The sequence below is a fragment of the Bacillus cereus group sp. Bc061 genome (genome assembly GCF_027715825.1).
Classification (GTDB): Bacteria; Bacillota; Bacilli; order Bacillales; family Bacillaceae_G; genus Bacillus_A; species Bacillus_A paranthracis.
The window spans coordinates 14921-28215 of sequence record NZ_JAQFTZ010000004.1 but is presented as its reverse complement, the minus strand read 5'-3'; the positions used below and the strand labels follow the sequence as shown (position 1 = coordinate 28215).

The following is a 13295-nucleotide window of genomic DNA, read 5'->3' as shown; positions in this document are numbered from 1 at the left end:
AGCAATTTGCTATATGCAGATTGCTCTCTTTTTTAGTTTGAGTCATGAATCTTATTTTGAAACAGGAGGCGGAGATAATGCTAAATCGGATAAAAAAATAAAATCTGCATGTTCACGAATTTTAGGAATAGAGGTTTCTATAACACGTGATGTAATTTCACCTGGAGGCCCAACATGTCCGATAGCTACCATAATCGGTTTTTCTTGAAGTTTTTTAATGAGTAATTGGGCTTGTTTTGAAATATGTGCCGCTGTGTACACGTCATCAAAAAATAATTGATTTTCAATAATGGGTACTCCTAATTCTTTCCCGATTTTTGGGACGACACTCTTAGGATTTGTTTTGCTATCTAAATAAAATAAACCGTGTTTTTTACAAGCTGCGAGTATAAGTCGTACAATTCTTTCGTCTGCAGTCACCTTTGATCCCATATGATTATTCATCCCAATTGCATGTGGTACTTCTTGAATCGCTTGTTCGAGTCGATTATTTATTTCTTCGTCGCTTAAATCAGTTGTAATTGCTTTTGGTCCAAGCCATTCTTTTTTACCTTTAATCGGTTCCATTGGCATATGTATAATAACTTCGTGTCCTTTCTTATGAGCCGCTATCGCATCTTCCTTTGTGGAAGGAAGAAAAGGCATAACAGCAACAGTTAGTGGAATAGGAAGTGATAACATTTTATCAGTTCCTTTCATATTATTGCCGAAGTCATCAATGACAATAGCTACTTTATTTGTATGGGCCTTAGCCTCAATAGGAAACAAGAAGGCTGGTAAAAACATAGTCAAAATAAGCAATGCAATCGTATATTTGCGCATATAACTATTTCCTTTCTATATTATCAATCACCATTATGGTTTGCGTTTTTATATAAATTAAACAAAAAATGTCGAAGAAAAGTATATGGAAAATAGGGAATCCGCTATTTAATTGGTGTTTGTAAAAAAAGGAGATAAAAAAATTGTCTATTATTGCGAATGTATTTACAAAGATAGAATAATTTGTAATAATTCTCAAAGTGAGGGTAAAGATTTGTAAATTACAGGGAGAAAATGTTTAATTTTCTGATTCTTCAAATTCAAATATGATAAGCAGTTAAAAGTTCAATGGAGAAGTGAAGTAGAGAGCATGGAAGTATAATAAGGGGGATATGAATGTTTACTGCAAAAAGGAAGTACACATTAGAAAAGCTTTCACGTGATATTCATATGAAACGTGAAGAGATGATTCAATTAGGTTTAACGAGTGGGTTAAATAGTACGGAGACGATTCAAGTTAGTCAAGAATTGGACAAGCTTATTTTACAGTACCAGTGTTATAAAGAAAAACAAACACCAAAATGGTTATCAATTATAAAGGTACCTATTTTTCAAATTGGGTATGAAGGGAAATCAAGTAATTTTTGGCGAATGCTTGTGGCTGGTTTTATGAAATAAGTATAATTACCCTTTAGGGATAAGGATAATTATACTATGTGTAACGGAATTTCGATATGAACTGTCGTTCCTTCGTTTTCTATACTGTTAATAAAAATATGCCCGTTGTACATCTCTATAATTCGTTTACATATGACAAGTCCAAGACCTGTTCCAGTATCTTTATTAGTAAAGAACGGATGAAAGAGGTGTTTTTGAATATGTTTTGGAATCCCTTTTCCAGTATCTATAATTTGCAATTGTGCGTGTGTTTCATTGTTTGTTACGAAAATAGTTAGTGTATCGCCAAAAGTCATAGCTTCAATTGCATTTTTTGTAATGTTTAAAACCACTTGTTTCATATGGTCTTTCGAGCATCGGATATGAACAGGACGGTCTGGCAAATGTAAATGGAATACAATATTATGTAGATTCGCCTCAGATTGAATAATTAATGCTACCTCATTTAGAATGGTTCTCACATCATATGTTTGTTCAATGATTGCAGTTGGCTTTCCCAGAATAAGAAATTCACTTACAATTTCATTAATTCGTTCTATTTCTTGTTCGATGATGGAAAAATAGAACTGATCTTGTTCATCTTTATATTTCTCTTTTAATAGAGCGACGAGCCCTTTAATTCCGGTAAGTGGATTACGGATTTCGTGGGCGGTACTGGCTGCAAAAGTTCCAACTAATTCAATTTTTTGTAGTTCATTTTGTTGTCTTTCTAGTTTTGTTTGTCGTTTTAACAACATATATTGAGCGAGTAAAAATAAAATTGACATTAAAAATAAAGTAGCTATACATTCTACGGCAACCCACTGGTTTAAAGTTTTTTGATGAATAGGTAACGGAGAAACAGAGACCTTCCAATCTAATCTTTGGAGTGGAGTAGTAAGCATATTAGAATGTGCATCACTTGTTTCGTTATTATCATCGGTTAGAAAAACTACATCATACTTATCAGTTACTTCAAAATGGTATTGTGGCTTAATGGCATTTAAAGATGATGAAATGTAGTCAAAGCGTAAACTTGCTAACAATAAGCCTGAGAGCTCCTTCTGTTTATTAAAAATGGGGGAAGCAATCATAATAGCTTGATGGCCAAGAACACGATCTGTAATGACGGATGATACAGTTGTTTTCTTAGTTTGTAAGGCGTTTTGAATATATTTACGATCTGAGACATCAACAGGTGGTCGGTCACCTTCCGATGCGATTGTAATGATACCTTCTGGTGTAGCGTAATATAGACCAGAAAAACGTGCATCGTTTCCATCTGTATCATGTACAATTTCTTTCATCCCATTAATATTTCCAGTCTCGGTTCCTACGACCTTTGCGAGCATTTCTAGGGCAGAAATTGCTTCGCCAAGGTGGTGATCTAAATAGTCTCTATATAAAAAGAGAACCGTATGGGCAACTTGTTTATTTTCTTGTTTCATTTTATACGAATGATATGAATAAAATGTAGCACCAATCCCTGTTGTTGGTAGGATAACAAGCAATATATATAAAACTATGCTGTGGAATTTGAATTTCAAATTTGGTACTCCTTCTTTTTTATTATCATTATATATAAACTATGTTAAAATTGTCATGTTTTTATTCAAGAATCATTCATAATATATTTGGGGAGAGATAATGAATGAGTGAATACTCATTCGGAATTTATATGAAGTACTATTTTGTTCTTTTTATTATTGAGAATTTAAGTGAAGGGTTGAAAGTTGTATGACATCAAATAATGAACGAGAAGATATTTCTCAATCTTTAAAAGTATTTATTGCATTATCTCGTGTACATCGTTCTGTTATGGATACGACAAATAAGTCTATACAAAGTAACGGTTTAAATCCAACTGAGTTTGCTGTATTAGAACTGCTATATCATAAAGGCGGTCAACCACTTCAGCAAATTGGTGAGCGTATTTTAATAGCTAGTGGCAGCATTACATATGTTGTAGATAAGTTAGAGAAAAAGGGACTAGTAAAGAGAATTCCATGCCCGAATGACCGACGTGTTATTTATGCACAATTAACTGAATCTGGAGAGAACTTTATTTCTTCTATTTTTCCAGGGCATGAGCAAGTTATTCATCAGTCTTTTGAAATGTTAACGAAAGAGGAAAAGGACGAATTACTGGATTTATTAAAAAAGATTGGAAAGTATGAAAAGTAATAATATGTTCCAAAGGAGCTTTGGATAAAGAAATCCAAAGCTTTTTTGTTTACATGTAATGATGACAGTATATGCCGTATTTTGTTGAAGAATAAGAGGAGATTTGGAAGTAAGTATTGAATTATAGTAAAGGATGCATTTAATGGAGAGGAGGCTCGTTCATGTCATTTAAAGACTATGAATATAAAAGGCCAAATATTGAAGAATTAAAAGAGAAGTTTACAGCTGCTTTAGAGAGGTTTGATAACGCAAAAACTGTAGAGGAACAAAAACAAGTCATTCATTCAATTAACGAAATTCGTAACGATTTTGGTACAATGGGGAATCTTTGTTACATTCGTCATTCTGTTGATACAACAGATGCTTTTTATAAGAAAGAGCAAGATTTCTTTGATGAATTCTCTCCAGTTGTACAAGGATATGGTACAAAGTATTATAATGCGTTAATTCATTCTCCATTCCGTGAAGAATTAGAAGCGTATTATGGGAAGCAATTATTTGCTCTTGCGGAGTGTGATTTAAAAACATATTCTGATGAAGTCGTGAAGGATTTACAATTAGAGAATAAATTGTCTTCACAATATACACAATTATTAGCATCTGCAAAAATTGATTTTGCAGGAGAAGAAAGAACTTTATCACAGCTTATTCCATTTATGCAAGGGAAAGAGAGAAGTGAACGTAAAGCAGCAAGTGAGGCGTATTACGGATTTTTAGCTGAGAATGAAGAAGAGTTAGATCGTATTTATGACGAGCTTGTTAAAGTGAGAACGAAAATCGCCAAATCTTTAGGTTTCAAAAACTTTGTTGAACTTGGATATGCAAGAATGTACCGTACAGATTATAATGCGGAAATGGTAGCAAATTATCGTCAGCAAGTGCTAGATTATATCGTTCCCGTTACAACGGAATTAAGAAAACGTCAACAAGCACGTATCGGTGTAGAGAAGTTAGCATATTACGACGAAAACTTTGAATTCCCTACAGGTAACCCAACTCCAAAAGGAGATGCGGATTGGATTGTTAATCATGGAAAAACGATGTATAAAGAGTTATCGGCTGAAACAGATGAATTTTTCAATTTCATGTTAGATAATGATTTATTAGATTTAGTTGCGAAAAAAGGAAAAGCTGGCGGTGGATATTGTACATATATTGAGAATTATAAAGCGCCGTTTATCTTCTCGAATTTTAACGGAACGTCTGGTGATATTGACGTATTAACACATGAAGCAGGCCATGCTTTCCAAGTATACGAAAGTCGTAAATTTGAAATTCCAGAATATAATTGGCCAACATATGAAGCGTGTGAAATTCACTCTATGAGTATGGAATTCTTCACATGGCCATGGATGAAGTTATTCTTTGAAGAAGATGCAGATAAATATTACTTCTCTCACTTAAGTTCAGCACTTCTGTTTTTACCGTATGGTGTATCTGTTGATGAATATCAACATTATGTATATGAAAACCCTGAAGCATCACCAGAAGATCGTAAGACAGCATGGCGTAATATAGAGAAAAAGTATTTACCGCATCGTGATTATGAAGATAATGATTATTTAGAGCGCGGTGGATTCTGGCAACGTCAAGGACATATTTATAGCTCGCCGTTCTACTATATTGACTACACGTTAGCACAAATTTGTGCACTGCAATTTTGGAAACGTGCAAGAGATAATAGACAAGAGGCGTGGGAAGATTATGTGAATCTGTGCCAACAAGGTGGAAGTAAATCATTCTTGGAATTAGTAGAAGTTGCCAATTTAACATCACCATTTACTGAAGGCTGTGTGAAAAGTGTTATTACAGAAATTGAAGCATGGCTACAAGCAATTGACGACACAAAATTGTAAAAAACATGCGCTTTTTTTCACATGTTTAACATCGACATAATGAGAAAATGATGAGATAATAAAAGAAAATTCAGAATACTAAAGAGGTGTTTCTAATAAGGAGCGCCTCTTTTCACCAACAAAAGGGGGGAAAGAAGTATGCTTCAATCTAATATGGATGTGAGTTTAGAAAGTTTAGTGAACTCATTACAGTCTACCCGAAGCACGCTATTGTCAGAAATTGAAATGTTAAATGATACAGAAGTGAATGTAAAGCCACGTCGTGATAAATGGAGTATTATTCAAATTTTGCATCACTTGCATTTAGTTGAACAATCTGTCACGTCTGCCCTTGTATATGCCTTACAAAAAAATGAAAGAAACACGACTCCATTTAAAGACCTCCAACTTACGCTGGATCGCACACATAAACGAGAAGCTCCTCAGCAAATGAAACCAACAGAAACGCTAATGAAAAAACAGCAAGGAATCCAATTACTAGAACATTCACGACAAGAACTATTACATGCGCTTCATAGCGTTATAGATGAAAAAGACCTATTTGAAAATGGGTTAAAGCATCCTGTTTTTAATGATCTGAATTTATATCAGTGGGTTCAATTTCTTGATTTGCATGAACAAAGACATCTTACGCAGTTAAAAGAAGCGAAACACGCAATTTTACAGCGATAATTAGGAAGAAGTGGGAGACCACTTCTTTTTCATATGTGCATAGTTTTTCTTCTTATTTTGGAATACTACAGAGAGAAAGAAAAGAAGGAGTTGAAAAGTATGTCCAATAAAAAGAAAGAAGAAGAGCGCGCTTGGAAAGCACGTAAAGAAAATCAAAAACCACATGGAAAAGTGAAAGCTTTTGCTGAATTAGTTGAAGGAACAGAAAAAACGTGATGAGTATTTCATCACGTTTTTTGTATGAGTGGAAAAGTTAATAAGAAAGTTGTACCTGTACCTTTTTCACTTATAATATCAATTTTTCCGTTCATAGCTTGCACAACACTGAATACGACCATCATTCCAAGACCAGTACCTTTTTCTTTTGTTGAATAGAAAGGGGATCCAAGACGTTTTACTTGTTCTTGATCCATACCAACTCCTGTATCTTTTATATATAATTGAATATGCTTATGATCAGGAACTAATGTGAAATAAAGATCACCGCCTTTTGGCATGGCCTCAATGCAGTTTTTTAAAATATTTAACAAACATTGATTTAGTTTTTGTTTTTCTCCCGCGATAAAAAAAGAAGTACTTTGCTTTATATAATGTGTACGCACATTTGTTAAATTAGCAAGCGGTGTAATTAACGATAATGCATGCAGTAGTTCTTCTTCTAACTGTAATGTTTGTTCTTTTTCAATACTTGGTTTTGCAAAGGTTAAATAATCTGTAAGAACGTGATTTGCTTGTTCGATTCCGTTGATGGCTATGTCAATATATAATTTTCGCTCTTGCTCAGTGCATGTACCTGACTGCAAAAGTTGTAAAAATCCTTTTGTTGAAGTTAACGGATTGCGAATCTCATGAGAGATGGACGCTGCCATTTCGCCAATTAAATGAAATTTTTCAGCATTCATAAGTTCGTTTTGGAGACGAACTTGAGTTTGTAATATGTGTAGTAAATATAAAATAAGAATCGTACCAAGTATCGTACATAACTCATACACAATAATATGTGGTATATAATCAGTCTTATTTGTAACCTTTGAAAGGAAGAAAGGTATCCAACTCAATCCGTATGTGAGACTGTATATAATAGCGAGTATTATTTTTATACGATTAGAAGTTCGATTGAAAAATTTATATGTAAATAGTAGAACAATAAATAGAAGGATAGAACCGATAAGCGATGGGAAAACACCTATTCCTCCTAATAAGAAGCGATATATATTTAATACAACTAATATTGATCCACCAGCAATAGGACCTCCGGTTAATGTACCGACAACTAATACGATATGACGCATATCAAATTGAAATCCATAATTTGTTTTTGCTGCGAAAGTGATACATAGTATAGTAACGAGGCAGCATAATACAATAAATATAGCTGAATTTAATTTAGGAGAGCGTTTCCCTTTTTGATTCCAAAATAAATGGTATACGAGCATTGTAACAAGGATGAATAATATATTTAGAAAGAGATAAATAATAAAGGATTTCAGTGGGATGCCTCCTCTCTTCTTATAGTAAATTAATCATACTATAAAATGAAAGAAATGAAATGAGAAATAGCGGAAAAATCAGAAATTTTTTCTGGTAGTATACAATATGTTACAATAAGCTTTGTCAATGAAAGAAGGAATTCCGTGCAATGCACGGGAGAGGTTCGCGAACTCCCTCTATAAAAAACTATGGAAACAACAATATCTTTAGGTATTGTTTTGTTTTTTTATTGTGACAGTTCAAGAACGTTCTTTCTTCTTATTCGTAGTAGAGAAGGAGAATGAGTGAAATGAAAAAAGAAAAGGCAGTTGTTGTTTTTAGTGGAGGACAAGATAGTACGACATGTTTATTTTGGGCAATGGAGCAGTTTGCAGAAGTAGAGGCTGTAACGTTTAATTACAATCAACGTCATAAGTTAGAAATTGATTGTGCAGCGGAAATTGCAAAAGAGCTAGGAATTAAACATACAGTACTAGATATGAGTCTATTAAATCAACTTGCTCCAAATGCGTTAACGAGAACGGATATGGAGATTACACATGAAGAAGGGGAATTACCATCGACGTTTGTAGATGGACGAAATTTACTATTCTTATCATTTGCTGCTGTATTAGCAAAACAAGTTGGAGCACGTCATATTGTAACGGGTGTATGTGAAACTGATTTTAGTGGTTATCCAGATTGCCGTGACGTGTTTGTGAAATCGTTAAACGTTACTTTAAATTTATCCATGGATTATCCGTTTGTGATTCATACACCACTTATGTGGATTGATAAAGCGGAAACATGGAAATTATCAGATGAACTTGGAGCATTCGAGTTTGTTCGAGAAAAAACATTAACATGTTATAACGGAATCATTGGTGATGGTTGCGGTGAATGTCCAGCATGTCAACTTCGTAAAGCAGGATTAGATACGTACCTACAAGAACGCGAAGGAGCGAGTAACTAATGGATAATTTCTTTGGATTTCGCATCGTAGAAAATTTGCAAAAAATGGACAAGGATATTCAGCGTAAACAGCTCAAATATCATAATAAACGAGTAATGGTCAGCAAGGAATTTACATTTGATGCAGCACACCATTTACACTGTTATGAAGGGAAATGTAAAAACTTACATGGTCACACATATAAAGTTGTATTTGGGATTAGTGGATATGTAAATGAAATCGGTCTTGCAATTGACTTTGGAGATATAAAAGAAATTTGGAAGAATGAAATAGAAATTTATTTAGATCATCGTTATTTAAACGAAACGTTACCAGCGATGAATACAACTGCTGAAAATATGGTCGTTTGGATTTATGAAAAGATGGCAGAAGCGTTAACAAAAGATAATCGTGTGAATGAATATAAAGGAGCTCGTGTTGAATTTGTTCGTCTATTTGAGACTCCGACTAGTTATGCAGAAGTAAGACGGGAGTGGATGCTCGATGAGTAAAATCCCTGTCTTAGAAATATTTGGTCCGACTATTCAAGGTGAAGGAATGGTTGTAGGACAAAAGACGATGTTTATCCGTACAGCTGGCTGTGATTATAGCTGCGCTTGGTGTGATTCTGCTTTTACGTGGGATGGATCGGCTAAAGATCAAATTAGACAGATGACAGCAGAAGACGTTTGGAATGAGCTTGTAGAAATTGGCGGCGAAAATTTTTCTCATGTTACGATTTCAGGTGGAAATCCGGTATTGTTGAAAAATATTGAGTTTCTTCTTTCTATATTAAAAGAGAATGGAATGCGAACGGCAATCGAAACGCAAGGGAGCAAATGGCAAGATTGGTTACTTGAAATTGATGAAATAACGATTTCTCCGAAGCCGCCAAGCTCGACGATGAATACTGATTTTCAGAAGTTAGATGATGTAATTCAGAAGCTAGCAGGAAAAGATATTAGCTTAAAGGTAGTAGTATTTGACGATTATGATTTTGAGTATGCAGTTAAGATGCACGAACGTTATCCAGATGTACCATTTTTCTTACAAGTAGGAAATGATGATACAAAAACTGTGGATGATGCGATGTTGATTAAAAAGCTATTAGATAAGTATGAGTGGCTTATTGAAAAAGCGGTTAACTGCAAAGAAATGAATAATGCAAAAGTATTGCCGCAGCTTCATGCGTTAGTATGGGGAAATAAACGCGGAGTATAATGAGAAGGGATGTTTAAAATGGCAGGAAGATTAGATGAAGATTTAAAAGATGTAACATTATTAGGAAATCAAAATACAAAATATTTATTTGAATATAGCCCAGAAATTTTAGAGGTTTTTGATAATAATCATCCAAACCGTGATTATTTTGTAAAATTCAATTGTCCTGAATTTACAAGCTTATGTCCGAAAACAGGCCAACCAGATTTTGCGACAATTTATATTAGCTACATTCCAGAACAAAGAATGGTAGAGAGTAAATCTTTAAAACTATATTTATTTAGTTTCCGCAATCATGGTGACTTCCACGAAGATTGTATGAACGTTATTATGAATGACTTAATTAAATTAATGGATCCACGTTACATCGAGGTATGGGGTAAATTCACACCACGTGGAGGGATTTCAATTGATCCTTACTGTAACTACGGTCGCCCAGGAACGAAGTATGAACAAATGGCTGACTACCGCATGATGAACCATGATTTATATCCAGAAACAATTGATAATCGTTAATATATAATAGAAAGAAAGGATCTGTATGTTATACAGATCCTTTCTTTCTATTATATTATGCATTTTGATTAATGACAGTATAGTTTTTATGACTAACAACTGTAAGAGGTTCCATATCTAGTTCTCTAAAATTCTCCATAATTGTTATATCTACAATAACAGAGTTTTGATTTACTTTTTGAACACGGCCTTGCATTCCACCTTTAAATTCAATGATATCTCCAGTTTCTGCGATCTGCATAAGCAACTCTCCTTGTTACAGTTTTTCCAAAAAAGAATAATTTGGGATTTTTTATTTTCCTTTATTTTGAACTATGTTTCCTGTTTTGTAAATGTTTTCAAAGTAAAAATTCGAAAAATATTCACTTTTTGTAAGAAAATATGTAGAAAAGCCATGTTTTTTGAGAAGAAATAGGAGAAATGCAAAAATCTTTATATAGAGTTATAATAAAGAAATACAATAACCTATTAAAGTGGGAGAAATTAGAGGCGGTAAAATGATGTTTGAATTTGTGGGGAGTGTTATAGCATTAATTTTATTTGTATTTTCTTATATACATTTAAAAAAGATTCGTCATCATGAAACGACTACATATTTTGATGGGATGGATGGTATACATGCTGGGGTCACACATGAGAGTGGCGGGGATATGTAAAGGTGTATAACTTTCTTTTTTTGCGTGGTATGATATGTAAAAATAGTACATAATAAAGTTCGTAAGTGATGAATGGAGAGTGGAAAGAATGAAGATTTCTTTTATTCGTCATGGTCGCTTAAATCGTACTATAGAACCAATGACGGTTACATCCTTTCATGAATGGATGAAAGGATATGACTTACATACTATAACAAAAAAAGTACCAATACCTACGGAAACAAGGGAAGCGGTTGAAGCGGCAAAATTGATTGTAACGAGTGATCAAAAGTGCGCTGTACAGTCAGCAGCTGAATTAATGGATTCTTTATCGTTTATACAAAATTCTCTCTTTAGAGAAGCTACAGTTCCGACGAGCTTTTATGCTCCAAAATGGTTGAAGTGTAAACCTAACGTATGGATGTTTATCGGACGAACAGTATGGATACTTGGTTACCATAAAGATGTTGAGTCTTATAAGGAAGTAAGAGAGAGGGCGAGACAAGCGGCTTACTTATTACATCGTTACGCTCTCGTACATGGAAGTATTGCTCTTGTAGGTCATAATTATGTGAATGTAATGATTGGTGCCGAACTGAGAGCGATGGGATGGTCTGGTTCTCCTATTTTGCACAGAGAGCCATGGGGATGTACAACATATACGTTTCATGAGGCGATGAATGGAAATGTATTAAATACGAATTTAACATAAAAGCACACGATTTATATAAATCGTGTGCTTTTTTTAAGATATAGAAATTTTGATGTTTAATGGTTTTACGAGATGTGCATAAGGTTCGCCTACAAGCATAACGATTTGATCTTTTTTATAACCTAGTTTTTCGTATAGTGAATAGGCACGTTTGTTTTCTAAATTAACAAGTAATGCGATTTTTTCATACTCCTTTTCAGTTGCATGTATTTCAGCAGCTTCAATTAATTTAGAACCAATTCCTTTTCCGCCATATACACTTGAAACGGATAAAGTATCAATGTAATATTCATCAAGCTCGGCTTCTTTTTCTAACGTAATCGATTCATCTTTATGTAATTCTCTTAAGTGATGTACGATTGGTGCATCAAGCATTGTTGCTTCACTACCGTGATAAGCGACAATAACTCCAACTGCATCCCCGTCTTGTTCATATACAAAACAGTTTTCATAGCTCAGTCGATTTTTCTCTTTTGAGAACCATGTTTCAAGTCCTAGTAATACTTCTGTCTCAACTGTGCTACCTGTGATTTTTTCAGCAATTTCGTGCAGAGCGTTATACAATAAAGGTGCTACCAGTTTCGCATCTGTCTTTTTTGCTTTCCGAATCATAGTATCCCTCCTAGTTCTATTCATATATTGTAGCATAGCGGTGTGAAACTTTGCATAATTGAATGTCGAAATGTTTGATATAGAGAAGTAGCTATGTTAGTATATGATATTTAGTGGACATATAATTAAGAGATATCTTTTGAAAAATAATGAAAATGAAATGAAGGTATAGCATCTGGATAATTTTACAGTTGTTGACCTATAGAATATAAGTTAAAATAAAATATTGCATAGAGGTGAAATACATGGATAAAGAATTAGCAAATACAATTTTGGATCAGCTGAAAAATGGTGAAATAAAGGAGTATGTTGTTACGAAAGATGTATTTTATACGTTCAGAGAAGTTTTAGTAAATCGAGAAGACTTTAAACATTTCATTGGTAACGCACAGCGCGGCGGACAAGTCATTTATACATACTCAGAAACGCCACGTTCGTAACTAGAAGAATATAGGGAGGAGACTTATGGGCGATTTTAAACAAGGCATATTACCGCATTGGGATTATATGTGGAAAGATAGAGCCGGCAACCGATTTATGGGAATGGTCATGTATCCAGAGAAAAGAAAGTGTTCGACAAAAATGCTTCAGAAAATAAAAAGAGCATATGAAGAGGCTGTAGAAATTAAAGTAACTGTACAAGTTCAACATACATGTCAGTACGTTGAAGGAATGATTGTGTACTTTGATGAAGAAGCTCCTGTATGTACAATGATTGATAAAGATGAAAATCCACATCATATATTTGTAAAAGATATTTTGCGTATTGAGCACTCTGCATAATCTTTTCATAAATAAGTTGAATTTCCATAATAATAATCTTTTTCTATAATAGTTATCTTTTAGTATGTAACGCGAATCGAAAGTATATGTATAATATTTAATAAAGTAAAGTTGATAAATGTAATCGTTTTTTAGAACAGATTATCGTTTCATGTCTGTTCTTTTTTGCGTGATGCTGGAGAAATATATTCCTCCAGCATTTGCCGTTTTATGACAAAATATATTGTTAACTTTTTTAAAAATAAGGTTAAATTCGTTGACAA

The 13295-nt window shown here is 33.8% G+C and carries 18 protein-coding genes and 1 riboswitch; of the genes, 13 read left to right on the top strand and 5 right to left on the bottom strand.

Annotation, left to right across the window (positions count from 1 at the left end; genetic code table 11):
* Window positions 1-51 precede the first annotated feature (51 nt).
* Entirely contained in the window at window positions 52-822 is a 771-nt protein-coding gene (locus tag PDQ40_RS16345; protein WP_001234121.1) for a divergent polysaccharide deacetylase family protein, read from the bottom strand.
* Window positions 823-1158: 336 nt separating this feature from the next.
* On the opposite strand from PDQ40_RS16345, the gene PDQ40_RS16340 reads away from it, so the two are divergent.
* On the top strand, window positions 1159-1440 hold the full coding sequence (locus tag PDQ40_RS16340; protein WP_000493391.1) for an aspartyl-phosphate phosphatase Spo0E family protein: 282 nt from the start codon (window positions 1159-1161) through the stop codon (window positions 1438-1440).
* A gap of 29 nt (window positions 1441-1469) precedes the next feature.
* Here the strand turns inward: PDQ40_RS16340 and PDQ40_RS16335 are convergent, their stop codons facing one another.
* A complete protein-coding gene (locus tag PDQ40_RS16335; RefSeq protein ID WP_000669145.1) occupies window positions 1470-2966 on the bottom strand; it encodes a DUF3149 domain-containing protein in 1497 nt (498 codons plus the stop codon).
* 190 nt (window positions 2967-3156) lie between these two features.
* On the opposite strand from PDQ40_RS16335, the gene PDQ40_RS16330 reads away from it, so the two are divergent.
* From PDQ40_RS16330 to PDQ40_RS16315, 4 genes are all read left to right on the top strand, one after another.
* A complete protein-coding gene (locus PDQ40_RS16330; protein WP_000203341.1) occupies window positions 3157-3603 on the top strand; it encodes a MarR family winged helix-turn-helix transcriptional regulator in 447 nt (148 codons plus the stop codon).
* A 161-nt stretch (window positions 3604-3764) separates the two neighbouring features.
* Window positions 3765-5459, top strand: coding sequence for a M3 family oligoendopeptidase (locus PDQ40_RS16325; protein ID WP_000008563.1), 1695 nt, complete (start codon window positions 3765-3767; stop codon window positions 5457-5459).
* 138 nt (window positions 5460-5597) lie between these two features.
* Window positions 5598-6131 (top strand): DinB family protein, encoded by a 534-nt coding sequence (locus PDQ40_RS16320; RefSeq protein WP_000941973.1) that lies wholly within the window; start codon window positions 5598-5600, stop codon window positions 6129-6131.
* Between the two features lie 99 nt (window positions 6132-6230).
* Window positions 6231-6347 (top strand): DUF6254 family protein, encoded by a 117-nt coding sequence (locus tag PDQ40_RS16315; protein WP_000066280.1) that lies wholly within the window; start codon window positions 6231-6233, stop codon window positions 6345-6347.
* A gap of 11 nt (window positions 6348-6358) precedes the next feature.
* Here the strand turns inward: PDQ40_RS16315 and kinB are convergent, their stop codons facing one another.
* The gene (kinB, locus tag PDQ40_RS16310) at window positions 6359-7567 is read right to left on the bottom strand and encodes a sporulation sensor histidine kinase KinB (protein ID WP_001993722.1); all 1209 of its coding nucleotides are present in this window, start codon (window positions 7565-7567) and stop codon (window positions 6359-6361) included.
* Between the two features lie 207 nt (window positions 7568-7774).
* Window positions 7775-7818, top strand: a riboswitch (PreQ1 riboswitch).
* Window positions 7819-7911: 93 nt separating this feature from the next.
* Between kinB and queC the strand changes: the two genes are divergently transcribed.
* From queC to queF, 4 genes are read left to right on the top strand one after another with little or no spacing between them, the layout of a single operon-like run.
* The gene (queC, locus tag PDQ40_RS16305; protein ID WP_000711607.1) at window positions 7912-8574 is read left to right on the top strand and encodes a 7-cyano-7-deazaguanine synthase QueC; all 663 of its coding nucleotides are present in this window, start codon (window positions 7912-7914) and stop codon (window positions 8572-8574) included.
* Entirely contained in the window at window positions 8574-9065 is a 492-nt protein-coding gene (gene queD, locus PDQ40_RS16300; protein ID WP_000368413.1) for a 6-carboxytetrahydropterin synthase QueD, read from the top strand. The genes queC and queD overlap by 1 nt, the downstream gene beginning before the upstream one ends.
* Window positions 9058-9774: a 7-carboxy-7-deazaguanine synthase QueE gene (queE, locus tag PDQ40_RS16295; RefSeq protein ID WP_000036283.1), complete on the top strand. Its 717-nt coding sequence runs from the start codon at window positions 9058-9060 to the stop codon at window positions 9772-9774. Before queD ends, queE begins: the two co-directional genes overlap by 8 nt.
* 18 nt (window positions 9775-9792) lie before the next feature.
* A complete protein-coding gene (gene queF, locus PDQ40_RS16290; RefSeq protein WP_000918895.1) occupies window positions 9793-10290 on the top strand; it encodes a preQ(1) synthase in 498 nt (165 codons plus the stop codon).
* A gap of 55 nt (window positions 10291-10345) precedes the next feature.
* On the opposite strand, the gene PDQ40_RS16285 is transcribed toward queF, so the two are convergent.
* Entirely contained in the window at window positions 10346-10531 is a 186-nt protein-coding gene (locus tag PDQ40_RS16285; protein WP_001165081.1) for a YkvS family protein, read from the bottom strand.
* A gap of 232 nt (window positions 10532-10763) precedes the next feature.
* Between PDQ40_RS16285 and PDQ40_RS16280 the strand changes: the two genes are divergently transcribed.
* Window positions 10764-10946, top strand: coding sequence for a hypothetical protein (locus tag PDQ40_RS16280; protein ID WP_001997014.1), 183 nt, complete (start codon window positions 10764-10766; stop codon window positions 10944-10946).
* Window positions 10947-11034: 88 nt separating this feature from the next.
* Window positions 11035-11637, top strand: coding sequence for a phosphoglycerate mutase (locus PDQ40_RS16275; protein ID WP_000703127.1), 603 nt, complete (start codon window positions 11035-11037; stop codon window positions 11635-11637).
* A gap of 33 nt (window positions 11638-11670) precedes the next feature.
* Here PDQ40_RS16275 and PDQ40_RS16270 read toward each other — a convergent pair whose 3' ends face one another.
* Window positions 11671-12249, bottom strand: coding sequence for a GNAT family N-acetyltransferase (locus tag PDQ40_RS16270; protein WP_000619530.1), 579 nt, complete (start codon window positions 12247-12249; stop codon window positions 11671-11673).
* 245 nt (window positions 12250-12494) lie between these two features.
* Between PDQ40_RS16270 and PDQ40_RS16265 the strand changes: the two genes are divergently transcribed.
* Window positions 12495-12689, top strand: coding sequence for a hypothetical protein (locus PDQ40_RS16265; RefSeq protein WP_000356683.1), 195 nt, complete (start codon window positions 12495-12497; stop codon window positions 12687-12689).
* A gap of 25 nt (window positions 12690-12714) precedes the next feature.
* Window positions 12715-13032: a hypothetical protein gene (locus PDQ40_RS16260; protein WP_000502211.1), complete on the top strand. Its 318-nt coding sequence runs from the start codon at window positions 12715-12717 to the stop codon at window positions 13030-13032.
* Window positions 13033-13295: the final 263 nt, after the last annotated feature.

Excerpts from the sequence above, each read along its gene's own strand:
- kinB (WP_001993722.1), bottom strand. The coding sequence starts at position 7,567 with ATGCTCGTATACCATTTATTTTGGAATCAAAAAGGGAAACGCTCTCCT.
- PDQ40_RS16260 (WP_000502211.1), top strand. The coding sequence starts at position 12,715 with ATGGGCGATTTTAAACAAGGCATATTACCGCATTGGGATTATATGTGG.
- queC (WP_000711607.1), top strand. The coding sequence starts at position 7,912 with ATGAAAAAAGAAAAGGCAGTTGTTGTTTTTAGTGGAGGACAAGATAGT.
- PDQ40_RS16345 (WP_001234121.1), bottom strand. The coding sequence starts at position 822 with ATGCGCAAATATACGATTGCATTGCTTATTTTGACTATGTTTTTACCA.
- PDQ40_RS16320 (WP_000941973.1), top strand. The coding sequence starts at position 5,598 with ATGCTTCAATCTAATATGGATGTGAGTTTAGAAAGTTTAGTGAACTCA.
- PDQ40_RS16340 (WP_000493391.1), top strand. The coding sequence starts at position 1,159 with ATGTTTACTGCAAAAAGGAAGTACACATTAGAAAAGCTTTCACGTGAT.
- queE (WP_000036283.1), top strand. The coding sequence starts at position 9,058 with ATGAGTAAAATCCCTGTCTTAGAAATATTTGGTCCGACTATTCAAGGT.
- PDQ40_RS16315 (WP_000066280.1), top strand. The coding sequence starts at position 6,231 with ATGTCCAATAAAAAGAAAGAAGAAGAGCGCGCTTGGAAAGCACGTAAA.
- PDQ40_RS16325 (WP_000008563.1), top strand. The coding sequence starts at position 3,765 with ATGTCATTTAAAGACTATGAATATAAAAGGCCAAATATTGAAGAATTA.
- queD (WP_000368413.1), top strand. The coding sequence starts at position 8,574 with ATGGATAATTTCTTTGGATTTCGCATCGTAGAAAATTTGCAAAAAATG.
- PDQ40_RS16285 (WP_001165081.1), bottom strand. The coding sequence starts at position 10,531 with ATGCAGATCGCAGAAACTGGAGATATCATTGAATTTAAAGGTGGAATG.
- PDQ40_RS16275 (WP_000703127.1), top strand. The coding sequence starts at position 11,035 with ATGAAGATTTCTTTTATTCGTCATGGTCGCTTAAATCGTACTATAGAA.
- PDQ40_RS16270 (WP_000619530.1), bottom strand. The coding sequence starts at position 12,249 with ATGATTCGGAAAGCAAAAAAGACAGATGCGAAACTGGTAGCACCTTTA.
- PDQ40_RS16265 (WP_000356683.1), top strand. The coding sequence starts at position 12,495 with ATGGATAAAGAATTAGCAAATACAATTTTGGATCAGCTGAAAAATGGT.
- queF (WP_000918895.1), top strand. The coding sequence starts at position 9,793 with ATGGCAGGAAGATTAGATGAAGATTTAAAAGATGTAACATTATTAGGA.
- PDQ40_RS16330 (WP_000203341.1), top strand. The coding sequence starts at position 3,157 with ATGACATCAAATAATGAACGAGAAGATATTTCTCAATCTTTAAAAGTA.